Consider the following 21,421-nt stretch of genomic DNA (forward strand, 5'->3'; position numbering starts at 1 on the left):
ACCGGCGGTGTCAGGCCTTTGCTATCGAAACCGGTCGGTTTCTCCGGATGCTGATCAGAATAATCAAGCCGGTCAGTATGGCCGGAATGCTCAGAATCTGCCCCATATTCAAGGCGATGCTATTCTCGAAGCCTTCCTGATTCGCTTTTAAAAATTCCACTAAAAACCGGAAGCTGAAGAGCAGCACCAGAAACAGACCGGCGATCAGGCCATCGGCGATCTGATGGCGTTTGCGTTGCCATAAATAGAATGTTAGTCCCAGCAGAAACAGGCAAAAGAGCGACTCGTAAAGCTGGGTTGGATGGCGCGGAACCAGAGGCAGTAGAGCCGGGTCCGTTTCCCGAACGAAAACAAAACCCCAGGGCAAAGCAGTCGGGCGTCCGTAAATCTCGGAATTGAACAGGTTTCCCAGGCGAATCAGCGCCCCGGCCAGGCTGACGGCTATGACAACCCGGTCGAGCACCCACAGAAACGGCTGATCGGTCCGCTGCCGACTGAACAGGTACAAAGCCCCTAGCAGCGTAAGGGTTGCGCCATGACTGGCCAGTCCGCGGAACGGCAGACTGAGCATGGACTTCACCCACTGACCGGGATCGGCAAGCAGCAATTCCCACTCGTAAAATAGGTAATGGCCCAGCCGGGCGCCCACAACGGTCGCAACGACCAGGTACAGCATCAGCAAATCCACATCGGCAACGGGTTTGTGATCCCGTTTGTAGACGTGCGCCATCAGTTGCTGCCCCCCCAGAAAGCCGCCCGCGAACAACAGACTGTACCAGTTAATCGGTATTTCCAGACCGAAGAGTTTCAGCGTTGCGATTTCGGGAGCCACATCCCAAATGATAAAACCCAGTATCGTGTTCATGATCAACAACCGGATGTAATGCCCAGTAACAGGCAGCTCACGCAAAAATTAAGGAGGGCGTGCCGGTGCATTTTGTACCACGGATCGGCGGGCGTTACGGTTTTAACCAATTCCAGCAGTTCCTCTTCGTGCCATTGCGACTCCGCTCCTATCCGTTCCCGGTAGGCCCTCCACAACGGTTTTAATTCATCGGTATTCATTGCCATTCTTTCTTTAACAGTTTGCCGAGTTGGATTTTAATTCGATTGATTCGGGTGCTGATGTTTGTGCGGCTCATTTCCAGAATATGCGCCATCTCTTCGTAGGTGTGTTCGTCCAGATAAAGCATAATGATGGCCTTGTCAACGTCGGAGAGCTGGCTGATGGCCTGGTACAACTCCTGCGTTGTCTGCGTAAGTTCGCCGTCCGAGTCCGCCACTTGAAAGGTCCGTTCGGAAAATGACTCGCTTTTGGGGCGCGTTTTTTCCTTCCGAATCCGGGCGAATACCGTGTTCATCGCCACCCGGTACATCCAGGTGCTGATTTTCGACTGATGTTTAAACGAGGGGTAAGCCTTCCAGAGTTGGAGTACGATCTCCTGAAAAAGATCCTGTCGATCTTCCGGCAACGGATAATACAGGCTGCAAAGGCTGTGCAGCAACTTTTGATGATGCGCGATGAGGTGCGCAAACTCTTTTTGTAACGATTCCCGGGCCACGACTGAAGTACGACTGGATTTCAAGCCAATTAGTTGCTCAAAGCCGGGAAAAGTCACACCGGCACCAAAAAATTTTCGGCGGGCTATTTTCTACCGGCACCCTTCCAGATTCACCAGAATTTTCCTGACGATGTCCTCATCGGCGTTAATGGTCAGCTTTTTGTGCGGATTGGTAAAACCGGAAACGATCTCAACCGCCGATTTGGCAACGCCGAACTGGCGCGCCAGGTACTCCACCAGATAAGCGTTTGCTTTCCCGTCCTGGGACGGGGCCTTAATTTTAACGTTCAATTGGCCGGAAGCGTCGTAGAGGAGTTTATCCACTTTGCTGCCGGGTTTGACCTTGATGTGAAGCACCATGATTATACGTTAATCGGGTAGGTCAGGGAGGCTTCATCACCCGTCTTGCCCCGGAAACCCCAGTTGTGGGCGGGGCTTTCCAGGATACAGATTTCAATGTCGTTTACCGACAGGCCAATCTGCGCGCTGATGCGTTCAAAGAGCAGGTTGATCAGCTTCTTTTTGGTCTCCACGGTCCGGCCCTCCATCATCAATACCTCAATGATCACGTATTTTTCCGAGCGCCCTTCGGGCATGAAAAAATCCTCCGCTTCCAGGTACAGAAATCGGTGAGCCCGTTTGTTTGGCGGAAAGTGGAGCGCTTCCACCACGCACGCGTGAATCACGTCCGACAAACGGTCCCGAATCGCCCGCAGCGGCTCCTTAACCCCGTAAATCTTGACCTGACTCATTCGATAGACAGGAGAAAACAGAAATTAGCTTAAAGAAGACGGCTTTTCAGACTTAATAAATGAACGTGCCAACTTCGCTTTGCACCGTCACCCGCTTGCCTTCAAACGCTTCGACGTGGCCAATGACTTTTCCTTCAATACCAAACTGGGCGGCAATGTCGATCACCCGCTGGGCGTGCTGCTCGGGCAGGTAGATTTCGAGCCGGTGGCCCATGTTGAACACTTTGTACATTTCCTGCCAGTGCGTGCCGCTTTCCTTCTGAATCAGCTCGAACAGGGGCGGAATCGGGAAGAGGTTATCTTTCACAACGTGCAGGTCGTCAATAAAATGCAGCACTTTCGTCTGGGCTCCTCCGCTGCAATGCACCATGCCGTGAATCTGGCTTCGCAGTTCGTCCAGCAGCACTTTGGCTACGGGCGCGTAGGTTCGCGTGGGCGAGAGAATCAGTTGCCCCACGTTCAGGCCCGTCCCGTCTACGGGATCGGTGAGACTCTTGGAACCGCTGTAAACCAGGCTGCGGTCTACGGCGGGGTCGAAACTTTCGGCGTATTGGTCGGCCAGATAATGCCCCAACACGTCGTGCCGGGCGGAGGTCAGGCCATTGCTGCCCATGCCGCCGTTGTAGGTTTTTTCATACGTTGCCTGCCCGAACGACGCCAGACCGACAATCACGTCCCCGGCCTGAATCCGGTCGTTGCTGACCACATCGGCCCGGCGCATCCGCGCAATCACCGTGCTGTCGACAATTACCGTCCGGACCAGATCGCCCACGTCGGCGGTTTCGCCCCCGGTGCTGGCAATGTCGATCCCGTGTTGCCGCAGCATGTCCAAAACTTCCTCGGTACCCTCGATGATTTCGGCAATCACTTCGCCCGGAATCAGGTTTTTGTTCCGCCCAATGGTCGACGACAGCAGCATCGGCCCCACCGAACCCACGCAAATCAGGTCGTCGGTATTCATCACCACGGCGTCCTGCGCAATACCCCGCCAGACCGACAAATCGCCGGTTTCTTTCCAGTACAGGTACGCCAGCGACGACTTGGTTCCGGCTCCGTCGGCGTGCATAATGGTGCAATACGCCGGATCACCCGCCAGGGCGTCGGGCACAATTTTACAGAACGCCTTGGGGAACAGCCCCTTATCCAGTTTCGCAATGGCTTTGTGAACGTCTTCTTTGGAAGCCGAAACACCGCGCTGTGCGTATCGATCAGTTGGTTGACTCATTTCAGGTATTCCTGATAACGGTTTATTACCAGGTTGATTTATTTCAAAACTTCAACACTATTCAATTCCGGACCTCCGCCGTGATTGGCCGAACCGGCCACGATGTAAATGCTGTTTTTGTACACCACTGCCTGCGTACCGTGCCGCCCGTCGTTGAGTTTCGGCCCTGATGTCCAGCGGTTGGTTTTGGGATCGAGGATTTCGGCTTCGCTGTGCGATTTGAGTTGCTCGCTTTCTCCGCCGATGATCCACACTTTGTTGTCTTTTGTTATCGCCGTGCTGCCCGCCCGCAGGGTCGGAAAGTTGCTCTCTGCTGGCAGGGTTTCCCACTTTCCGGTTTTAAAATCGTACACATCCACTTCCGGCAGGGTTGTGTCGATCACTTTACCGGTTTTGGCCGACGACCGGCGTCCGCCCGCCAGATACATTTTGTCGCCCACGACGGCCGCGCTGATGTGGTCGCGGGACCGGGGTGCATCGGCCAGTTGCTTCCAGGTGTTGGTTTTCGGATCGTACTCATCCAGGCGCGAAACGTGGCCGTCGTAATGGCCGTCGATAATGCCGCACACCATGTAAATCTTGTCCTTATACACCACCACACCCGCCGATCCGCGCAGTTGGTCCTTCGGAATTTCCGGCCCTTTCCGCCAAATACCGGTTTTGGGACTATAAATATAAATGTTGGGAATCGGGGTTTCGTGCGGATACTTGCCCTCAAAAGCGCCCATCACGTAAACCTCGCCTTTGTAGTTGATGGCCTGGAAGTGGTTCATTTCCACCGGTGGCGTCGGCAGTTTTTTCCACATCAGAGTTTTCAGGTTCAGGGCTTCCAGTGGTTTCATCCCCCGCCCGCCGATGGCGTACAGGCTGTCGCCCACGAGGGCGGCTGCGTTTTCGTGGCGCTTTTCGCACTCGTTTTTGGTCGCAACGGTTTGCCAGGATTGAGCCATTACCCACGAATGGCCGAAGACGGTCAGGATTGAACAGGCAAGTAGTTTCTTGTTCATAATAATCGGTCTGATTTTAACGATTCTTGGGCGATTGAATCATTTTGGTAACAATCCGAAGTCAAATGTACGGCATCAGGCGTTATAGACAAGAAACCATCCTATTTTTGCCTATGACCTACTTTAAAATCAGCCTCCTTTTTTGCCTGTTTTTATCGCTCAACGGCATCTGTCAAACGGTTAAACCCACCCAATCGGACACACTAAAAGCCGTTGCTCCCGCCGATTCAGCCGCGGCTGCCGACTCAACGGCCCGTCTTAAAAAGGAAGAAGCCGCCAAAGCCGCCCCCGTTGCCGCCAGCGATCCGAGGGGTTTTCACTACAAAATTACCGCCGACGGCACCGTTACCGCCGGGAACGTCAACCGGGCGCTCATCCAGGTGGGAGGTTCGTTCGACTGGGCCGTCAGCAAAATTTTTCGATTCGCCAGCAGCCCAACTTTCGCCTACGGACAGCAGAATCAGCAACTGAATGAGCGCGAGTTCCTGGCCGATTTCCGGGCCAGTTACCTCCACGAACGGCGGTTTTATTACCTGGGCTTCGGGGCCACCGAAATCAGTAACCTGCGTAAAATCCGGAACCGGCTCACCGGCGGTGCGGGGGTTGGCTACAAAATCATCAGCCAGAAGAATGCCTATTTGTCCGTCACCAACGTGCTTTTGTACGAATATACAGATTTCCTCACCAACACCGCCGAAGTGCAGGACGTCAATGTGTTACGAAATTCGACGCGGGTGTTTGGGGAGTACCAGTGGGACGATGGACGGTATTCGGTCAACCATACCGTGTTTCTGCAACCGGCCCTCAACCAGCCCAACCTGCGGTGGAATGGCAGCGTTTCGTTTCAGATGCGGCTAACGGCACTGATCAGCGTTCGCACCACGGTTCAGAACTCCTACGAGAGCGTGGTGGCCGTCGGTCGGAAAAACAACGACTTTCGGTGGACAACGGGCCTCGTGCTGGAAGTGAAATAAGAAGAACTCATTTTCCCGAAAACAAATCTTAATGCGCTTTCATTAGTTATGAGTTGGTATCGCATGAATTATTCTCTTTTCGTCAACTTGTCCACAAAAGCTTATGCAGACAAATCAATCCTACGCGGAATATTTGCGGCATACCGCCGTCTCGACTCGGTCCTTTCCGGCGGCCTCGCTGGAATTTTTCCTGCTCGATCAGGCCCAGGAACGTCGGCATCGGCGCGAAATGGAACAATTGGCGAAGTTGGCCCAAACATTTGACTGGAAACTAACGCGGAATTACGCCAAAGCCCTGAGCAAAGGGTATACGCTCGTTATTGCCGACCGGTCCAGCTCCATTTTGTGGGTAAGTGACCGTTTTTTTTCGATGACAGGTTACAAACCGCAGGAAGCGATTGGCCAGTCGCCCCGCTTTTTGCAGGGTCCGGACACCGACCTGGCACTGCTCCGGCAGTTGTCGGACGACCTGTCCCGGGCTCATCTTCAGGCGCGCCCCCGCCCTATCCGGCAGCAGTTAATCAACTACCGGAAAGATGGAGCAACGTACCGCTGCGATATCGAAATTGATCCCATCTGGACGAAACAGGGCGAACTCACCCATTTTATTGCAGTGGAAAAAGAAATATAAAAGCCGTATCGCAGCCTTACGCGGGGCCGTCCGATTTGGTCAGGAGTTCCGCATAAGGTTGCGATACGGCTCTTTTATTTTTTCCACTCCCCGTCCACCAACCGATAAATTCCCAGCGGGTTGTCGGCTTTCAAAGCATCAGGCAACAGGGCATCGGGGAAATTCTGGTAACAAATCGGCCGGGCAAACCGTCGGATGGCGTTGGTACCAACCGAGGTCGAGCGAACATCCGTGGTGGCCGGATAAGGACCGCCGTGGTTCATGGCGTGGCTTACTTCTACTCCCGTCGGGAAACCGTTGATCAGCACCCGCCCCACTTTTTGTTCCAGCACCTCCAGTAAGTCAGCGTATTCCAGCAATTCGTCAGGCGTTCCGAAAACCGTGGCCGTCAGATGGCCTTCCAGACCGTTGGCAACCGACAGCATTTCTTCTTTCGTATCGGCCGTAACCATCAGGCTGCTCGGACCAAACACCTCTTCCGCCAGTTCGGGGTTTTCCAGCAACACATCAGCCGTAGTCGACAACAACGTGGGGTGCCCCGACGCGTAGCTTTCCACGACGGCCTCGGCCTTGCTGGCCACTAAAACGCTCGAATACGAATTGAGCTTTTCAATGCCAGCTGTGTAAGCCTGATAGATCCCTTTGGTCAGCATGGGCGTCGGTTGCGCCTGCGTCATCGCCAACCGGGCCTGGCTGATAAAGGCATCCCCCCCGTCTGACTGCTTGACGATGGCCAAACCGGGATTAGTACAAAACTGTCCTACTCCCAGCGTCACAGAGTCGACGTACGCTTTGGCCAGATCCAATCCTTTCTGTTTCAGAATGGCGGGCAGAAAAAACACCGGGTTGGTACTGCCCATTTCGGCGTACACCGGAATCGGTTCCGGACGGCGGACGGCGGCATCGTAAATCGCTTTTCCGCCCTTGAACGACCCCGTAAAACCGATGGCTTTGATCAGCGGGCTTTCGACAATCGCCATGCCCACATCCACCCCCGTGCCGTGAACCATCTGGAAGACACCTTCCGGCAACCCGCAGGCTTCCACGGCTTTCCGAATGGCCTTGCCGACCAAATCCGACGTACCCGGGTGGGCCGGATGGGCTTTAACAACCACCGGGCAGCCAGCCGCCAGCGCCGAAGCCGTGTCGCCACCCGCTACCGAAAACGCCAGCGGGAAGTTGCTCGCGCCGAAAATACCGACCGGCCCCAACGGAATCAGCATCTGCCGCAAATCCGGGCGGGGCAGCGGTTGGCGATCGGGCAGCGCCGTGTCGATCCGGGCATCCACCCAGGTCCCTTCGCGGAGGTATTGAGCAAATAACCGCAACTGGCCCATCGTCCGGCCGCGTTCGCCCGTCAGCCGGGCCAGGGGCAGGGCCGTTTCCTGATTGGCGCGTTCGAGCAGTTCGTCGCCCAGCGCCATGATTTCGTCGGCGATGCGCTCCAGTAACTGGGCTTTGGCTTCACCGGAAAGTTTACGATACGTGTGAAAGGCCGCGGCTGCCTGCCAGCAGGCGTGGGCAACTTCTTCGGGGGTTGATTCTTCGAATACACCGGCTAATTCTTCACCGGTGGCGGGGTTGATGGCTTGAAAACTCATGCTTTTAACGTTGTACGGTATTTACCAATGTACCGATTCCCTGAATTGAAATACGCACTTCGTCACCGGCCTCCAGCGTGAAATCATCGCCGGGAACAATACCGGTGCCGGTCATTAAATAACACCCGTGCGGGAAAGTGGTTTCGCTAAACAGGAAAGAAACCAGTTCGTCGTGCTTCCGCTTCATGCGGTTGATGGCAATTTTTTCGTCAAAAACCGGCTGGCCGTCCCGCCGGATTTCGAGCCGGATTTCGGTATCGGACGAGATGGGCGCGCCCGGCACGTAAAGGCACGGCCCGACGGCCGCCGATCCGTCGTAGGTTTTGGCCTGCGGCAGGTACAGCGGATTTTCGCCCTCAATACTTCGCGAACTCATGTCGTTGCCGACGGTATAGCCCACGATTTTGCCGGTCGACGTAATAAACAGCGTCAGTTCCGGCTCGGGTACGTTCCAGGTCGAATCTTTCCGGATGCGGACGGCATCGCCCGGTCCTACCGCGCGCGCAGCCGTTGACTTAAAGAACAATTCAGGGCGCTCGGCGTCGTAGACCCGTTCGTAGAAATCACCGCCCCCGGCATCTTTCGACTCTTCCATCCGGGCGTTGCGGCTGCGCAGGTACGTTACGCCCGACGCCCAGATTTCCTGCTGGCTGATCGGTGGCAGTAACTGCGTTTCGGTCCAGCTGCGGAACTCGTCGGAAGCGGTGGTAGAGGGCACTTCTTGTTGGAGAAAGTTGAACAGATCATCCTGATTAACGAGGTAGTCCCAGTCGTCGCTGGGTGCACGGTGGAAGCGGTTTTCGTGTTCAACAACAATGCCCTGGCGGGTACGGTATAGTTTCATGGAAGATTGAGGAGTTGAGGGTTGCTGTAAGAACCGCAAAAATGGACAATTTTACGCAGGTTTTCAGGCCGTACCCGTAATTAATGTAACCAAAAGTAACCTTTTCTAGATCGCCAGCCCGAAAATGACGGCCTGACTCAGTCCTGATTTTCGGCAGGTACTCCTTTGACTGCGATAAATTTTCTCCTAATTTTAACATAAATATTCCTAAGCAATTACGATTTTCAGCCTCATGTGTAAATCCTGCTCGCTCATAGCGTTGCTATTTGCCATCCTTTTGATGCCCGGCGCTAGCACGGCGCAATCTGCTAAAAATAAGCCCAAAGCCATTCTTCAGGATACTGCCAAGTTTGACCGCGATTACAAGCTGGAAGCGACCATGCTGGGCTATTTTTCCAAAGACGGCGCCCGCAATCCCACTCTGAAAGCCCAAAAAGGCGACCGCGTCCGGATTACAATCGTCAACGGCGAGGTGATGACTCACGATATTACCCTGGAAAAGCTTAAACTGAAGAGCAAGACCATTCTGGAAAAGGGCTCCAGCACCAGCATTACGTTCACGGCTGACCAGAACGATACGTACTACTGCTCGGTGCCGGGCCACCGCGCGGCTGGGATGGTCGGTAATTTTGAAGTCGTCGAAGGACCGATTTCGGACGCGACGATCGCCGGGCAATTGCCCGCGAAAGACGGTCGGCCCCTGAACCTGAATTTTGAAACGGGTACGTTAAAAGACTGGACGGCCACGGGCGACGCCTTCGCCAATCCGCTTTTTGCGCAGGATGACCCATCTCCCGTTCACGAGAAAGACATGCACATCGGTTTCGAGGGCAAGTATTTTCTGAGCAGTGGCGGAACCACCCACTACAAACAAACCGGCACTTTAACTTCTGCGCCGTTTAAAGTCACCCAGCCGTTTGCGGCTTTCAAAGTGTCGGGGGGCGCTTTGCAGGATACGCGCGTGGAGATTGTGCAGGCCGGAACAGACAAGGTGATTTACCACATTACCGGTCAGGGCCGGGCCACGCTGCAACCCGCCGTAGTGGACTTGCAACCGTATCAGAATCAGGAGATTTTTATTCGAATTGTTGATAACGAAACCGGTATTTCGCAGATACCGTACATTCCAAACGATAAATGGGCGCACATCAATTTTGATGATTTTCAGTTCTACGCAACGCGCCCCAATTTTCCGAATGAACTAAAGCAGAAAGATATCATCATCCTGCCGCCCCTGGACCCGGTCCTGAATGCCGGTCTTTCGGGTGTTGAAGCGGCCAAAGCCATGACGCTGCCCAAAGGCTTTAAAATCACGCTGGCAGCCGCCGAACCGGAGATCGTGAAGCCCATCTGTTTCACCATCGATTCGCGCAGCCGGCTTTGGGTGGTAGAGTCGCACACCTATCCCGTTCCGGCACCGGAAGGACAGGGTCGGGACCGTGTTCTGATTTTTGAAGACACGAACGGCGACGGCACGCTGGACAAGAAAAAGATCTTTGCGGAGGGGCTGAATCTGGTTAGCGGAATTGAGGTCGGCCTGGGCGGTGTGTGGCTAGGTGCGGCCCCCTACCTGCTTTTTATTCCCGCTGATTTCAGAAACGACAAACCGTCGGGACCGACTCAAAAACTACTCGACGGCTGGGGAACGCACGACACGCACGAAACCCTGAACAGCCTGCGCTGGGGGCCAGACGGCTGGTTGTACGGCAACCACGGTGTCTTTACCCATTCGAACGTCGGCAAGCCGGGTGCCCCGGATTCGGAGCGTACAAAACTCAACGCCGGCGTCTGGCGCTACCACCCCACCACCCGGCAATTTGAAGTTTTCGCCGAAGGAACCAGCAACCCCTGGGGCCTCGATTTCAACGACTACGGCCATGCTTTTATTACGGCCTGCGTGATTCCGCACATGTACCACATGATTCAGGGTGGGCGCTACCAGCGGCAGGCTGGCAATCACTTCAACCCCTACACCTACGACGACATCAAAACCCACGCCGATCACGTTCACTGGGTGGGTGAACGGGGACCTCATGCCGGAAATTTCCGCTCGGCGTCGGCGGGTGGTGGACACGCCCACGCCGGGGCCATGATTTACCTCGGCAATAGCTGGCCGCCGGAATACCGCAACGATATTTTCATGAACAACATCAACGGCGCCAAGCTGAACCAGGATCACCCAACGCGCGCGGGCTCGGGCTACATGGTTACGCACAAGCCGGATTTCCTGGCCATGAACGATTCCTGGTCGCAGTGGCTAAATATGAAATACGATGCCAGCGGCTCGGTCTGGGCCATCGACTGGTACGACAAAAACCAGTGTCACAGCGCCAATCCGGATGTGCACAATAAAACGATGGGCCGGATTTTCAAGATTACGTACGACAATGACAAATGGGTACAGGTCGATCTGGCGAAAGCTTCGGACAAAGAACTGGTTGAGTACCAGTTGAACGGCAATGAATGGTACGTTCGACAGGCCCGAATCATTTTGCAGGAACGCGGCCCGAACAAGAAGGTCCACAAGGCGCTGAAAGACATCCTGGCTAAGAATCCGGATGCGACCCGTAAACTCCGCGCGCTGTGGGCGCTTCATGCCACGAAAGGGCTAACGGATAAAGAATTGGAGGATTTATTGGGCAATGAGAACGAATACGTTAGAAGCTGGGCCATTCAGCTGCTGGCCGAAGACAAGTCTGTTTCGCCCGAAACCCTGAAACGGTTTGCGGCTCTGGCCCAGAACGACAACTCGGCCCTGGTACGGCTCTATCTTACCTCAGCCATGCTGCGGCTGGAACCGGGCCAGCGGTGGGACGTGCTGGATGCCCTCGTGCAGAAGTCGGCGGATAAAGAGGATCATAACCTGCCACTGATGGTTTGGTATGCCTCCGAACCCCTGGCGGCTATCGACATGAAACGGGCGCTGGAAATGGCCCAGAAATCAAAATTGCCAAAGCAACTGCCGTACACGATTCAGCGAATTGCCGCCATTGGCACCGACGATGCGAAAAAGTTGCTGAAAGAACTGAATGATCGGGTGGGCCAACGGGAACACTCCCACGAAAACCACGAAATCCAGATGGTGCTCGCTGAAGCGCTGAAGGAGTAAGACGGAGTTGAACGAAAAAGCCGGAGGTGTACCCGCGGCTTTTTACGTTCACTGCATCCTACGCAGTAATGTCGTTTAAACGTAGCCTTTAAATTATCGCTAATCGGTCGCCCGTTTCGAACGGAAGAGTGCGTAAAAAGTGTTAAATTAGTAAGCAATCGCCCGTTTTGGGCAGGTGCTTTTTACTGGCCCGTTGAGAATTCTTATTTGATAAAATGCTGCACAAAACCCGGGGAATCGTTCTGAGTTATTTCCGTTACCGCGAAACTTCCATTATCGTTCGTGTTTATACCGAGGAGTTCGGTCTGCAAAGTTACCTCGTCAACGGTGTGCGTTCGGCCAAGAGCAAAACAAACCGGATCGCCTTTTTTCAGCCGTTAACGTTGCTCGATATGGTGGTCTACTACAAGCCGGATAAAGACCTCAACCGACTCTCGGAAGTTAAAATCAATTACCCCTTCCAGCACCTTCCGTTCGACATTGCCAAGTCCAGTCTGGCGCTGTTTGTGAGCGAAATGCTGACTAAAACGCTGAAAGAAGAAGCCAGCAACCTGACATTGTATCATTTTCTGGAAGATAGCGTTCGGTATCTGGAAGAAGCCGAAGCCGACTACGAAAATTTCCACATTGCTTTTCTGCTGAAACTGGCGTTTTTTCTGGGGTTTGGTCCGGCCAGCGCCCGCGAGTTTGAGGAGCAGTTGCAGGAACAGAAATATCCGTTTTTACCCGATGAGGCTACGGAAAAGGCCCTGAATGCATTTCTGCGTCAGCGGTTGGGAGCGCCCGTGAAAGTTTCCCGCCAAACCCGGGCAGAATTGCTCGATGCCCTGGTGGCATTTTACCGGATTCACATTGATAGTCTGGGGGAAATCAAGTCCTTGTCGGTCTTGCGGGAGGTGTTAAGCTAAGGATCGCGGTGCACGGTGTCTGGCGCAAATGCGGGCAAACAAACGGCGATGTATTCGGCACCACCCGGCTCGGGACTGCTGTAACGCACCCATTCACCCGGATGCGCCACCACGGCCTGACCCGCCCGTACCTCCAGCGAACCGCCTTCGTGTTCCACGCGCAGCATCCCGCTCAGTACGACGGTAATTTCCTCAAATTCCGGGCGCTGACCGGGTTCTTCCCACCCCTCGGGCGATACCATCCGGGCCACGCTCACGGTCGAATGCCCACTATTGACCCGCCCGGCGTATTCTTCAATCCGTTTGGGTTTATTGCCAGCGGCTTCAATGAGAGTCGGTTTTTGGATTAAGGTAGGCATAGTGCTAAAATTCTTTTCGCTTCAACTCAAAACTCTGACCCAGGTACACGCGCCGAACCTGTTCATCATTGGCCAGATCTTCAGCAGTGCCCTGTTTCAAGATTTTACCCTCAAACAACAGGTACGCCCGGTCGGTAATGGAAAGCGTCTCGTTTACGTTGTGGTCTGTAATCAGAATACCGATGTTTTTGTGTTTAAGCTGCGCCACTATGCTCTGAATGTCCTCAACCGCAATGGGGTCAACGCCCGCAAACGGCTCATCCAGCAGAATAAACTTCGGATCGACGGCCAGGCTCCGGGCAATTTCGGTCCGCCGACGTTCCCCGCCCGACAACACCTTGCCCTTGTTCTTGCGAACGTGCGTCAGGCTGAATTCTTCCAGCAGCTTCTCCACTTTTTCCTTCTGGGCCTGCTTTGGCAAATCGGTCATTTCCAACACGGCCAGCACGTTTTCTTCAACCGTCAAATCCCGGAACACCGACGCTTCCTGGGCCAGATACCCAACGCCCAGCCGTGCCCGCTTGTACATGGGCAGATCGGTAACATCCTGGTCGTCAATATAAACTTTGCCGCTATTCGGTTTAATCAGGCCAACGGCCATGTAGAAGGAAGTGGTTTTGCCCGCACCATTTGGGCCGAGCAAACCGACAATTTCGCCCTGTTCGACCTGGTACGAAACGTGATCGTTGACCAGCCGGGAGCCGTATTTTTTAACTAAGTTTTCGGTTCGGAGAATCATGTTGCTTACTGCTCAGCGCCTACCGTCGCCTTTATATCTTTCAAATATAACTGCAACGATTTATTCCCGTTATAATTATTCTCCTCAATCTGGTAACAGATCGAAAATGGCTTGTCGCGCTGGAGAAAGAGCGCGTGGTGGGCCATGTTGAAACCGATGGCGGTGAATCGTTTGTAGGAACCGGCCTGCTGCACGGTCATTTTCAAGTGTTTCTCCTTCATAATGTACGGTTCTCCGACCAGGTAAACATCGCTGGTGGAAAAAACGGGCGCCATGTTTTGGGGGCCAAACGGCGACATTTGTTTGAGAACGTTGTAAAATTTCTGGTCGATCGCATCCAGATCCAGCTCCATGTCAATTTCAATCATCGGAATAAGCTGTTCCTCCTGAATGCGCCGGGTTACCACTTCCTCAAACTTCTGCTGAAACGCTTTGATATTCTCCAGTTTAAGCGTCAAACCAGCCGCGAACGTATGTCCGCCAAACTGTTCAAGCAATTCGGCGCACTCTTCAATGGCTTCGTAGACGTCGAAACCCGGCACCGACCGTGCCGAGCCAGCCGCCCGGTTGTGCGATTCGGTCAGAATGATTGTTGGCCGGTGGTATTTCTCGATGCAACGCGATGCAACTATACCGATCACGCCTTTGTGCCAGGTATTGTTGAACAGTACCGTGCTCTTGGCATTGAGCAGCCATTCATCACTCTGAATCATGGCCAGAGCCTGCTCGGTGATGCTGGTGTCGTACTGCCGACGGCTGTTGTTGTGTTCGTTGATTTCAAACGCAAAATCACTGGCCTCCTGCTCGGTTTCGGCCAGCAACAGTTGTACGGCGGCTTTGGCGTGCTTGATCCGGCCAGCGGCATTGATTCGCGGCCCTAACCCGAACACCACATTGGTGATATCCAGCGTGGAACTGAACCCAGCCACTTTAATCAGCGCCTGCACCCCAAAACCGGGCGAAGAATTTAGTTTTTTCAAACCGTAATACGCCAGAACGCGGTTTTCACCCGTAATCGGCACAATATCCGATGCGATGCTGATGGCTAATAAATCCAGGTAATCATATAACTGTTCGAGCGGAATTCCTCTGAACAGGCAAAGGGCCTGCAAGAGCTTAAAACCGACGCCACAACCCGTCAGATCCTTGCAGGGATATTCACAATCCGAGCGTTTCGGATCAAGCACGGCAACGGCTCTGGGAATTTCAGCCCCGGGCCGGTGGTGATCGCAGATAATGAATTCGATGCCTTTTTCCCAGGCTTCATCGACGCGCTCCACGGATTTTATTCCGCAGTCAAGACTAACAATCAGCGAGAACCCGTTTTCTGCGGCCCATTCGATGCCCTGTGTTGAAATCCCGTACCCTTCTTTGTACCGATCAGGAATGTAATAATCCAGCTCAGCGTGGATGGTTTTCATGAAACCGTAGAATAAGGCAACCGACGTGGTGCCGTCTACGTCATAATCACCATAAACCAGGATTTTCTCCCCCCGGACCATTGCCATCTGCAGCCGTTGCACCGCCTTGTCCATATCTTTCATCAGAAAAGGATCGTGAAGATGCGGAAATTCGGGGCGGAAATACGTCCGGGCCTGGTCGAAGTTGTATACACCCCGTTGCACCAGCAGCATGGCCATAAACGGGCTTACCTTCAGGTCACGGGTCAGGCTTTCCACAGCCAGTAACTCCTCGGGCGACTCCGGTATCGGCCGGTATATCCAGCGTTTCTCACTCATACTGCAAGTTAAAAAAGAAAAAGGTAGTACGAAACAGAAAACCTGCAAGCTCCGGCCAACGGCTCCAACCGGAACGCTCCGCTTCCCTTACCCATCAACTAAAAAATGACGAGTCCGTGTTCCCGTTATCAGGAGAGGAAAACAAATAATTTATCATTTTGTACAAGCAATTTACTTAACCAATATTCGAACAGATTCATGCCCTTTTGCATGGAGCAAATAAAAGCCAGACTTCAAAGGCGCGGAGGGTTCCAGGGTGATCTGTCCGGTGTTTTTTTGGATTACCCGAAAGTCAATCGGATAGCCGCTCAAATCCGTTAGTCGCAGCGCCGAAGGCTCGATTTCATTCATTTGAACCCCAATGGAGCGCCCGTCGGCGGGGTTGGGATAAACCGAGAGCGCGGACAATCGTTCGTCGTGCCGGACAGCAATGATTTTAGAATAGTGTCTGGTTCCATCTTTATCGACCTGCTGCAACCGGTAATAATTGGTCGTCTGATGGGATTGATCATCCACAAAAGAATATAACTGGCGCCGACTGACATCACCAAAGGCCGTTACCCGGCCAATGGGGGTGAATTCGGTTACGTCCAGGCTGTGTTCGACAATAAAATGGCTTGCGTTGCGCTCCGATGTGGTTTCCCACAAGAGTTGAATAACACTGCGAATGGGTTTTGCCCGAAAATTCGCTAATTCAACCGGCAGCACCACCCCCGCCCACTCCATATCACCGATGGTAAAGCCCTGCGGGTTGGGATCAGGACCGGCTAACGGACCATTTCCGTAAACAATCGTCACATTTTTCACTTTGTCGGGAAAACGCACTTTGTTGACATCCGACCGGGTGCTGGAAGTGGCCAGAATTTCGTTCCCGTTGACGCTATAGCCGGCTCCGGCCGGAATGACAGGCATTACGGTATTTCCGGCTTCGTCTGTTGCAAGAATGATAATCTTGTCCTGATAGTTATGATCCTTGTTGGTGAAATCGGTTTTGTACTGAAGAGCAAGCAGCGAAAACTCCAGACCCATGACCGGGTCCCCGAAGGTGAAGCTGTAATTTTTGGTTTCACTCACACTGTTGAAGTTGACGCTGGGAGTATTCAAACCCGTTCCCGCCCGGCGTGGGGATAAATTCGAAAACAAACCGGGACCCGTGATGCTGATGTCCACATTGACCGCTGGCGTACCAATACTGACGTACGAATGCGACGTGGCCCCGTCTGGATAAAGCGGGGCCGTGGTATTAAAATCCAGATCCTGTCCCAGGGAATATGTACAACTCAACAAGGCTACCAGCCCGGCAAAAAGTAGAGAACGGCAGTGCATACGTTACGGTAAGATGGTGTGAATAATTTTTTACCGTAAGACAGGCAACTCTCTAAAAGTCACAGGGTAGCTCAAACAAATTGCTTGGCTTCCTGCCAGTAAACTTCCATTTCGTCGAGCGTCATGTCTTTAAGCTGTTTGCCGTTTTTTCGGGCCTGCTCTTCCAGGTATTGAAAACGCCGGATAAACTTTTTGTTGGTGCGCTCCAGAGCCGTCTCGGGATTGATATCGATAAAGCGGGCGTAGTTGACCAGCGAAAACAGCACATCGCCGAACTCTTTCTCCGCCCGCTCGGCATCGATTTTCTCGTCGGTTTCGGCATTGAACTCCGCCTTAAATTCCTGCATTTCTTCCTCCACTTTTTCCCAGACCTGTTGTTTTTCCTCCCAGTCGAACCCCGCCCCCCGCGCTTTTTCCTGAATCCGCATCGCTTTCACCAAAGCGGGCAGCGAACCCGGTACCCCGGCCAAGACGGATTTGTTGCCTTCCTTGAGTTTCAACTGCTCCCAGTTCTGCTTCACTTTCTCCTCCGTATCGGCCACCGCGTCGCCGTAAATGTGGGGATGGCGGGCAATCAGTTTGTCACAGACTCCGTTCAGCACATCGGCGATATCAAAAGTGGCGCCCGACTGCGGCTCGGAAGCAATCCGGGCGTAAAAAACCAGGTGCAGCATCACGTCGCCCAGCTCCTTCCGGATTTCGGGCAGATCCTTCTCCAGAATAGCGTCCGAAAGTTCGTAGGTTTCTTCGATCGTCAGGTGGCGCAGGCTGTCCATAGTTTGCTTGCGGTCCCAGGGGCACTGTTCGCGCAGTTCATCCATGATGGTCAGCAGGCGGTCGAAGGCCAGCAGTTGCTCCTGCCGCCGGGCGGGCATCGTTTCCAGTTGTTGATTCAGGTTGGTTTGCATCAGACGTCTTTTTTACAAAGTTACCACGTTTGAACCACCCCAAAAAGCATTTGATTGGAACGCCATCAAATAGAAACGCAACGGTCGGCCAACCGCTTCCTAAATATTTTCGACCATCTGCTTGTTCCGCACCTTTTCCCTTCGCTACTTTGCAACTCAAAGTTCTTTTACGCCATGCTAAATAAATTACTTGCCGTTTACCGCTCCGGCGAAGGCCTGCGGCTGCTCATTCTGCTATCGGTCATGAGTATGGCCCTGGTTGTTGTCCGGCTGAACCCGTGGTACATCAAGATGTTGAGCTGGAATTTATTTCTGGCCTGGATTCCGCTCATCGTCGCCCTGTCGCTGCGCGAAGGTCTGGAAAACCGACGCCTGTCCAACTGGGTCTTGTGGCCGGGTTTGGCGCTCTGGTTGTTATTCCTGCCGAATTCTCCGTATATTATCACCGATCTGTTTCACGTCCGGCGGGTTCCTGAGGAAACGCTCTGGTTCGACACCATGATGTTCTTCATGTGCGCCCTCACGGGGCTGCTGGCGGGCCTGTACTCTCAGGTGCTGGTGCACCGGATTCTTAATCAGCGCCTGGGACGTACCCGGACGTGGATCGTCATGATCGGATGCCTGATCCTGACCAGCTTCGGCGTCTATCTGGGTCGTTATATCCGGCTCAATAGCTGGGATTTGTTCACCGATCCGCTGGAATTGGCGCAACTGGTCACCCAAAGTCTGTTCAATCCTTTTGCATTGAAACTTACTCTTTCGTATACTTTCGCGTTGGTGACACTCTATACCGGTTTCACCCAGTACGTTCAACGCCGTACGCATGAGTCGCTGGATTGACGTTCGGAAAAATTTGCGAAGCTTTCGGTTTGCCGCCGACGGTATCATCGCTCTGTTCCGATTCGAGAATAATGCTAAAATTCACCTGCTGGCGGCTCTGGCTGTTGCTGTAGCCGGTTTCTGGCTTCGGCTGGACCGGATCGAGTGGGCGCTGATCCTGACGCAGGTTGCTCTGGTGTGGGCGGCAGAAGCCTTCAATACGGCCATCGAAAAACTCGCCGACGTGGTTTCGCCGGAACGCCATCCGCAAATCAAAGCCGTCAAGGATTTATCCGCGGGGGCCGTGCTGTTGGTGGTGATGCTGGCCGTCGTTGTCGGTATATTGATTTTTGGTACGAAATTATTAGCGTGGTTAGAACGGATCGGATGGTTTTGAACGAAAAGAATGGCCGTACTTTTAGCCTTTTATCGTAAAAATTATCCAACTAGTAACCCGGAGAAAGTATAACAAACCATCTTTACCATTCAATTTCCTTTTCGATGTCCGAATCGCACGAACATTTACAAACCCTGACGGAAATCCGGAGCCTGATGGAACGCTCCTCAAAGTTTCTGTCGTTAAGTGGACTATCGGGGGTTTCAGCGGGAATTGTGGCCCTTCTGGGTGCCGGAGCAGCGTATGTAAGGCTGCAGAATAATCACCTGACACTGCTCAGCTACGAACGCATAAGCCGGCTCAATGGTCCGGCGCGTCAGGAAATGGTTGATTTTCTGATCCTGGACGGAACCGCCGTTCTGGTGATGGCGCTGCTGCTGGGCATCTTTTTTACGGTTCGCAAAGCCCGGCGCCAGGGACAGAGCGTCTGGAATAGCACCTCGAAACGATTACTCTGGGCATTGATGGTTCCGCTGGTAGCGGGTGGTATTTTTTGCCTGGCTCTAATCCGGTTCAACCTGATCTGGCTGACGTTTCCGGCAACGCTCATTTTTTACGGAATGGCCCTTTGCAGCGGCAGCAAGTACACCGTCCGCGACGTTGAATACCTCGGTTTATCGGAAATTCTGCTGGGTCTGCTGGCGCTGTTCTGGACCGGCTATTCCCTGTTGACGTGGGCCGTCGGATTTGGCCTGCTGCACATTATTTACGGTACTGTGATGTACCTCAAGTATGAACGAGACGAACGAAAGCGCTAATGCGAGAGTTCCTGATAGGTTTTAATAAAGCGTTTGAAAGTAAAGCCCGATTGGGAATCATGTCGGTTTTGATTGTGAATGAAACCCTGAGTTTCAACTCCCTCAAAGAACTGCTGGACATGACCGATGGGAATCTGGCGACACACCTGCGTGCGCTGGAGGAGCAGGGCTATGTCTCAGTAAAAAAACAATTTGTAGGCCGCAAGCCCAACACAACGTATTCGGCCACCCCCACCGGTCGCCAGGCTTTTACCGAGCACCTCAACGCCCTGGAAGACTTTATTCGTGGCTCCGTTTAAACGAAAAAGACCTGCAACCCGATCGCCATTGAGCCGCCGAAGCGGAACGGTTTCAGAGTACAGGTCTTTTCCAGGTACGGTTAAATCCAGAAACCGTCCGCGCGTTTGCCGGACTCAGAACAGATTCTGAATCTCTACCCGGCGCTGGAAATGCTGCCCGTCTTTGAACGGCAGATGAACCAGCACATGGCCTTCTTCCTGGGTAGCCTCGATATGCTCAGCATCAACAAAATCCGGGATATCAATAACCCTCAAAAACATCGGTACAGCCAGACTTTGACCTTCCGACACGTTTTTTTGTTGAAGTAATGTATATAAAACCAGTTTTTTCCCGTCGATCAACACGTTAAACGCATCCGGACCAACGCCGGGCGCGGATAACTTAATTACCAACCGGTCTGATTCCTGCTCGGTTTCCATACGGGTCATGCTCGATCCACCATACAGAGTATTCAGTAAATCAAACTGTCCTCCCATTCCCTGCAGTGTATTTTCTATCGGTTTCATAAGCGTACTTATTGGTTGTATGGTTACTGTTGTTCAAATTGCGTACCTAACTTGTAATATCTCCTTTTAACGCCATATTGGCCGGCGATATCGCACCCAGCTAAAAAAGGCTGCCAATTGGGCAGTAATTTGCTATTTAACGCAAATAATCCTGATTTTTAAGCCGGAAAAATGATAAAATAATCTATGATTTGGCTAATTGCCGCTTTTGTGAGTGTGTATGTGGTGTGGCGTTTTTTCCGCACTGGCAGCGGTATACCTGTGTTAATGTTCCACAAAATTGATCCAGAATTACAAGACGCCTTAACCGTTTCAGCCCCCCAATTCGAGCAGCAGTTGCAGTGGCTTCAAGACCATAACTACCAGACCATTACGCTCGAACACTTTGCAACTTCGCTTCACCAGCGAAAATCATTGCCCGACCGATCGGTGCTGATCACGTTCGACGATGCTTACCTCAACAACCTGACTCACGCGCTACCGATTCTGCAACGGTTTGGAATGAGTGCCGTGCTGTTTGTGCCAACGGCTTTTGTTGGCCGCTGCAACGAATGGGACGGCTGCACCGATCCGCTCATGAGCATCGACCAGCTCCGGCAATTACTTCCTACGTTTGAACTGGCGTTGCATTCACACCGGCATTTAAATTACAAACACCAAACTGCTGCGGTTATTCAGGCGGATTTGACGGAAAACATAGCGGCTTTCGATGCCCTCCACCTGCCCTACACCCGGGCTTTCGCCTACCCGTATGGGGGTCGCCCGAAAGACGCAGCTACCAAACAGGCCATGCAGCAGGCAATGGAGCAGTTACGCATCGAAATGGCCTTCCGGATCGGCAACCGCCTGAACCGTTTGCCGACGAGCAACCGCTTCGAACTGCAACGGCTGGACATTCGCGGTACCGATTCCATGGCTCAATTTGCGCGGAAAGTACGGTTTGGCAAACTACTCTAA

24 protein-coding genes are annotated in these 21,421 nt (G+C 53.2%); 9 read left to right on the forward strand and 15 right to left on the reverse strand.

Features of this window, described 5'->3' with window-relative positions:
* Positions 1 to 10: 10 nt before the first annotated feature.
* The 7 genes from lgt to OQ371_RS04005 all read right to left on the reverse strand — a co-directional run bounded on the left by lgt (position 11) and on the right by OQ371_RS04005 (position 4,546).
* Positions 11 to 865 carry a prolipoprotein diacylglyceryl transferase gene (gene lgt, locus OQ371_RS03975; RefSeq protein WP_265992490.1) on the reverse strand — a complete coding sequence of 285 codons (855 nt, stop codon included), beginning with the start codon at positions 863 to 865 and terminating at the stop codon, positions 11 to 13.
* 2 nt (positions 866 to 867) lie between these two features.
* On the reverse strand, positions 868 to 1,071 hold the full coding sequence (locus OQ371_RS03980) for a hypothetical protein (protein WP_265992491.1): 204 nt from the start codon (positions 1,069 to 1,071) through the stop codon (positions 868 to 870).
* Positions 1,062 to 1,586: an RNA polymerase sigma factor gene (locus OQ371_RS03985; protein WP_265992492.1), complete on the reverse strand. Its 525-nt coding sequence runs from the start codon at positions 1,584 to 1,586 to the stop codon at positions 1,062 to 1,064. The genes OQ371_RS03980 and OQ371_RS03985 overlap by 10 nt, the downstream gene beginning before the upstream one ends.
* A gap of 66 nt (positions 1,587 to 1,652) precedes the next feature.
* The gene (locus tag OQ371_RS03990) at positions 1,653 to 1,922 is read right to left on the reverse strand and encodes a DUF167 domain-containing protein (RefSeq protein WP_265992493.1); all 270 of its coding nucleotides are present in this window, start codon (positions 1,920 to 1,922) and stop codon (positions 1,653 to 1,655) included.
* Between the two features lie 2 nt (positions 1,923 to 1,924).
* Positions 1,925 to 2,314 (reverse strand): tautomerase family protein, encoded by a 390-nt coding sequence (locus tag OQ371_RS03995; protein WP_265992494.1) that lies wholly within the window; start codon positions 2,312 to 2,314, stop codon positions 1,925 to 1,927.
* Positions 2,315 to 2,366: 52 nt separating this feature from the next.
* Entirely contained in the window at positions 2,367 to 3,539 is a 1,173-nt protein-coding gene (locus OQ371_RS04000; protein ID WP_265992495.1) for an AIR synthase related protein, read from the reverse strand.
* Positions 3,540 to 3,577: 38 nt separating this feature from the next.
* Positions 3,578 to 4,546 (reverse strand): Kelch repeat-containing protein, encoded by a 969-nt coding sequence (locus tag OQ371_RS04005; protein WP_265992496.1) that lies wholly within the window; start codon positions 4,544 to 4,546, stop codon positions 3,578 to 3,580.
* A gap of 113 nt (positions 4,547 to 4,659) precedes the next feature.
* Here OQ371_RS04005 and OQ371_RS04010 point away from each other — a divergent pair, with 113 nt between their 5' ends.
* Both OQ371_RS04010 and OQ371_RS04015 read left to right on the forward strand, forming a co-directional pair.
* On the forward strand, positions 4,660 to 5,520 hold the full coding sequence (locus tag OQ371_RS04010) for a DUF481 domain-containing protein (protein ID WP_265992497.1): 861 nt from the start codon (positions 4,660 to 4,662) through the stop codon (positions 5,518 to 5,520).
* Positions 5,521 to 5,623: 103 nt separating this feature from the next.
* Positions 5,624 to 6,151 carry a PAS domain-containing protein gene (locus OQ371_RS04015; RefSeq protein WP_265992498.1) on the forward strand — a complete coding sequence of 176 codons (528 nt, stop codon included), beginning with the start codon at positions 5,624 to 5,626 and terminating at the stop codon, positions 6,149 to 6,151.
* 74 nt (positions 6,152 to 6,225) lie between these two features.
* Here the strand turns inward: OQ371_RS04015 and OQ371_RS04020 are convergent, their stop codons facing one another.
* Complete coding sequence (locus OQ371_RS04020; RefSeq protein WP_265992499.1) at positions 6,226 to 7,752, reverse strand: aldehyde dehydrogenase (NADP(+)); 1,527 nt, start codon at positions 7,750 to 7,752, stop codon at positions 6,226 to 6,228.
* Between the two features lie 4 nt (positions 7,753 to 7,756).
* Positions 7,757 to 8,596, reverse strand: a complete 840-nt coding sequence (locus OQ371_RS04025; protein ID WP_265992500.1) for a fumarylacetoacetate hydrolase family protein — start codon at positions 8,594 to 8,596, stop codon at positions 7,757 to 7,759.
* 232 nt (positions 8,597 to 8,828) lie between these two features.
* Between OQ371_RS04025 and OQ371_RS04030 the strand changes: the two genes are divergently transcribed.
* Entirely contained in the window at positions 8,829 to 11,705 is a 2,877-nt protein-coding gene (locus tag OQ371_RS04030) for a PVC-type heme-binding CxxCH protein (protein ID WP_265992501.1), read from the forward strand.
* A 215-nt stretch (positions 11,706 to 11,920) separates the two neighbouring features.
* Positions 11,921 to 12,613: a DNA repair protein RecO gene (gene recO / locus OQ371_RS04035; protein WP_265992502.1), complete on the forward strand. Its 693-nt coding sequence runs from the start codon at positions 11,921 to 11,923 to the stop codon at positions 12,611 to 12,613.
* Here the strand turns inward: recO and OQ371_RS04040 are convergent.
* From OQ371_RS04040 to mazG, 5 genes are all read right to left on the reverse strand, one after another.
* On the reverse strand, positions 12,610 to 12,972 hold the full coding sequence (locus OQ371_RS04040; RefSeq protein WP_265992503.1) for a cupin domain-containing protein: 363 nt from the start codon (positions 12,970 to 12,972) through the stop codon (positions 12,610 to 12,612). The two genes, recO and OQ371_RS04040, sit on opposite strands and share 4 nt — an antisense overlap.
* A gap of 4 nt (positions 12,973 to 12,976) precedes the next feature.
* Positions 12,977 to 13,711, reverse strand: coding sequence for an LPS export ABC transporter ATP-binding protein (gene lptB / locus OQ371_RS04045; protein WP_265992504.1), 735 nt, complete (start codon positions 13,709 to 13,711; stop codon positions 12,977 to 12,979).
* Positions 13,712 to 13,716: 5 nt separating this feature from the next.
* Positions 13,717 to 15,450 carry a single-stranded-DNA-specific exonuclease RecJ gene (gene recJ / locus OQ371_RS04050; RefSeq protein ID WP_265992505.1) on the reverse strand — a complete coding sequence of 578 codons (1,734 nt, stop codon included), beginning with the start codon at positions 15,448 to 15,450 and terminating at the stop codon, positions 13,717 to 13,719.
* Positions 15,451 to 15,621: 171 nt separating this feature from the next.
* Positions 15,622 to 16,776, reverse strand: a complete 1,155-nt coding sequence (locus tag OQ371_RS04055; RefSeq protein ID WP_265992506.1) for a T9SS type A sorting domain-containing protein — start codon at positions 16,774 to 16,776, stop codon at positions 15,622 to 15,624.
* A 71-nt stretch (positions 16,777 to 16,847) separates the two neighbouring features.
* Complete coding sequence (gene mazG, locus OQ371_RS04060) at positions 16,848 to 17,684, reverse strand: nucleoside triphosphate pyrophosphohydrolase (RefSeq protein ID WP_265992507.1); 837 nt, start codon at positions 17,682 to 17,684, stop codon at positions 16,848 to 16,850.
* 174 nt (positions 17,685 to 17,858) lie between these two features.
* Here mazG and OQ371_RS04065 point away from each other — a divergent pair, with 174 nt between their 5' ends.
* The 4 genes from OQ371_RS04065 to OQ371_RS04080 all read left to right on the forward strand — a co-directional run bounded on the left by OQ371_RS04065 (position 17,859) and on the right by OQ371_RS04080 (position 19,957).
* Positions 17,859 to 18,524, forward strand: coding sequence for a DUF1361 domain-containing protein (locus tag OQ371_RS04065; protein ID WP_265992508.1), 666 nt, complete (start codon positions 17,859 to 17,861; stop codon positions 18,522 to 18,524).
* The gene (locus tag OQ371_RS04070) at positions 18,508 to 18,900 is read left to right on the forward strand and encodes a diacylglycerol kinase family protein (RefSeq protein ID WP_265992509.1); all 393 of its coding nucleotides are present in this window, start codon (positions 18,508 to 18,510) and stop codon (positions 18,898 to 18,900) included. The genes OQ371_RS04065 and OQ371_RS04070 overlap by 17 nt, the downstream gene beginning before the upstream one ends.
* Before the next feature lie 104 nt (positions 18,901 to 19,004).
* Positions 19,005 to 19,658, forward strand: coding sequence for a hypothetical protein (locus tag OQ371_RS04075; protein ID WP_265992510.1), 654 nt, complete (start codon positions 19,005 to 19,007; stop codon positions 19,656 to 19,658).
* Positions 19,658 to 19,957, forward strand: a complete 300-nt coding sequence (locus OQ371_RS04080) for a winged helix-turn-helix domain-containing protein (protein ID WP_111628436.1) — start codon at positions 19,658 to 19,660, stop codon at positions 19,955 to 19,957. Before OQ371_RS04075 ends, OQ371_RS04080 begins: the two co-directional genes overlap by 1 nt.
* Positions 19,958 to 20,071: 114 nt before the next feature.
* Here the strand turns inward: OQ371_RS04080 and OQ371_RS04085 are convergent, their stop codons facing one another.
* Complete coding sequence (locus OQ371_RS04085; protein ID WP_265992511.1) at positions 20,072 to 20,464, reverse strand: Hsp20/alpha crystallin family protein; 393 nt, start codon at positions 20,462 to 20,464, stop codon at positions 20,072 to 20,074.
* A 267-nt stretch (positions 20,465 to 20,731) separates the two neighbouring features.
* On the opposite strand from OQ371_RS04085, the gene OQ371_RS04090 reads away from it, so the two are divergent.
* On the forward strand, positions 20,732 to 21,421 hold the full coding sequence (locus tag OQ371_RS04090; RefSeq protein WP_265992512.1) for a polysaccharide deacetylase family protein: 690 nt from the start codon (positions 20,732 to 20,734) through the stop codon (positions 21,419 to 21,421).

The sequence above is a fragment of the Larkinella insperata genome, assembly GCF_026248825.1.
GTDB lineage: Bacteria > Bacteroidota > Bacteroidia > Cytophagales > Spirosomataceae > Larkinella > Larkinella insperata.

What these genes read in the sequence shown, in the direction of transcription:
- OQ371_RS04070 (WP_265992509.1), top strand. Translation starts at nt 18,508, where the DNA reads ATGAGTCGCTGGATTGACGTTCGGAAAAATTTGCGAAGCTTTCGGTTT.
- OQ371_RS04020 (WP_265992499.1), bottom strand. Translation starts at nt 7,752, where the DNA reads ATGAGTTTTCAAGCCATCAACCCCGCCACCGGTGAAGAATTAGCCGGT.
- OQ371_RS04065 (WP_265992508.1), top strand. Translation starts at nt 17,859, where the DNA reads ATGCTAAATAAATTACTTGCCGTTTACCGCTCCGGCGAAGGCCTGCGG.
- OQ371_RS04075 (WP_265992510.1), top strand. Translation starts at nt 19,005, where the DNA reads ATGTCCGAATCGCACGAACATTTACAAACCCTGACGGAAATCCGGAGC.
- lgt (WP_265992490.1), bottom strand. Translation starts at nt 865, where the DNA reads ATGAACACGATACTGGGTTTTATCATTTGGGATGTGGCTCCCGAAATC.
- recO (WP_265992502.1), top strand. Translation starts at nt 11,921, where the DNA reads ATGCTGCACAAAACCCGGGGAATCGTTCTGAGTTATTTCCGTTACCGC.
- OQ371_RS04090 (WP_265992512.1), top strand. Translation starts at nt 20,732, where the DNA reads ATGTTCCACAAAATTGATCCAGAATTACAAGACGCCTTAACCGTTTCA.
- OQ371_RS04085 (WP_265992511.1), bottom strand. Translation starts at nt 20,464, where the DNA reads ATGAAACCGATAGAAAATACACTGCAGGGAATGGGAGGACAGTTTGAT.
- OQ371_RS04055 (WP_265992506.1), bottom strand. Translation starts at nt 16,776, where the DNA reads ATGCACTGCCGTTCTCTACTTTTTGCCGGGCTGGTAGCCTTGTTGAGT.
- lptB (WP_265992504.1), bottom strand. Translation starts at nt 13,711, where the DNA reads ATGATTCTCCGAACCGAAAACTTAGTTAAAAAATACGGCTCCCGGCTG.
- OQ371_RS03995 (WP_265992494.1), bottom strand. Translation starts at nt 2,314, where the DNA reads ATGAGTCAGGTCAAGATTTACGGGGTTAAGGAGCCGCTGCGGGCGATT.
- OQ371_RS04025 (WP_265992500.1), bottom strand. Translation starts at nt 8,596, where the DNA reads ATGAAACTATACCGTACCCGCCAGGGCATTGTTGTTGAACACGAAAAC.
- mazG (WP_265992507.1), bottom strand. Translation starts at nt 17,684, where the DNA reads ATGCAAACCAACCTGAATCAACAACTGGAAACGATGCCCGCCCGGCGG.
- OQ371_RS04040 (WP_265992503.1), bottom strand. Translation starts at nt 12,972, where the DNA reads ATGCCTACCTTAATCCAAAAACCGACTCTCATTGAAGCCGCTGGCAAT.
- OQ371_RS04030 (WP_265992501.1), top strand. Translation starts at nt 8,829, where the DNA reads ATGTGTAAATCCTGCTCGCTCATAGCGTTGCTATTTGCCATCCTTTTG.
- OQ371_RS04005 (WP_265992496.1), bottom strand. Translation starts at nt 4,546, where the DNA reads ATGAACAAGAAACTACTTGCCTGTTCAATCCTGACCGTCTTCGGCCAT.
- OQ371_RS04080 (WP_111628436.1), top strand. Translation starts at nt 19,658, where the DNA reads ATGCGAGAGTTCCTGATAGGTTTTAATAAAGCGTTTGAAAGTAAAGCC.
- OQ371_RS03980 (WP_265992491.1), bottom strand. Translation starts at nt 1,071, where the DNA reads ATGGCAATGAATACCGATGAATTAAAACCGTTGTGGAGGGCCTACCGG.
- recJ (WP_265992505.1), bottom strand. Translation starts at nt 15,450, where the DNA reads ATGAGTGAGAAACGCTGGATATACCGGCCGATACCGGAGTCGCCCGAG.
- OQ371_RS04000 (WP_265992495.1), bottom strand. Translation starts at nt 3,539, where the DNA reads ATGAGTCAACCAACTGATCGATACGCACAGCGCGGTGTTTCGGCTTCC.
- OQ371_RS04015 (WP_265992498.1), top strand. Translation starts at nt 5,624, where the DNA reads ATGCAGACAAATCAATCCTACGCGGAATATTTGCGGCATACCGCCGTC.
- OQ371_RS03990 (WP_265992493.1), bottom strand. Translation starts at nt 1,922, where the DNA reads ATGGTGCTTCACATCAAGGTCAAACCCGGCAGCAAAGTGGATAAACTC.
- OQ371_RS04010 (WP_265992497.1), top strand. Translation starts at nt 4,660, where the DNA reads ATGACCTACTTTAAAATCAGCCTCCTTTTTTGCCTGTTTTTATCGCTC.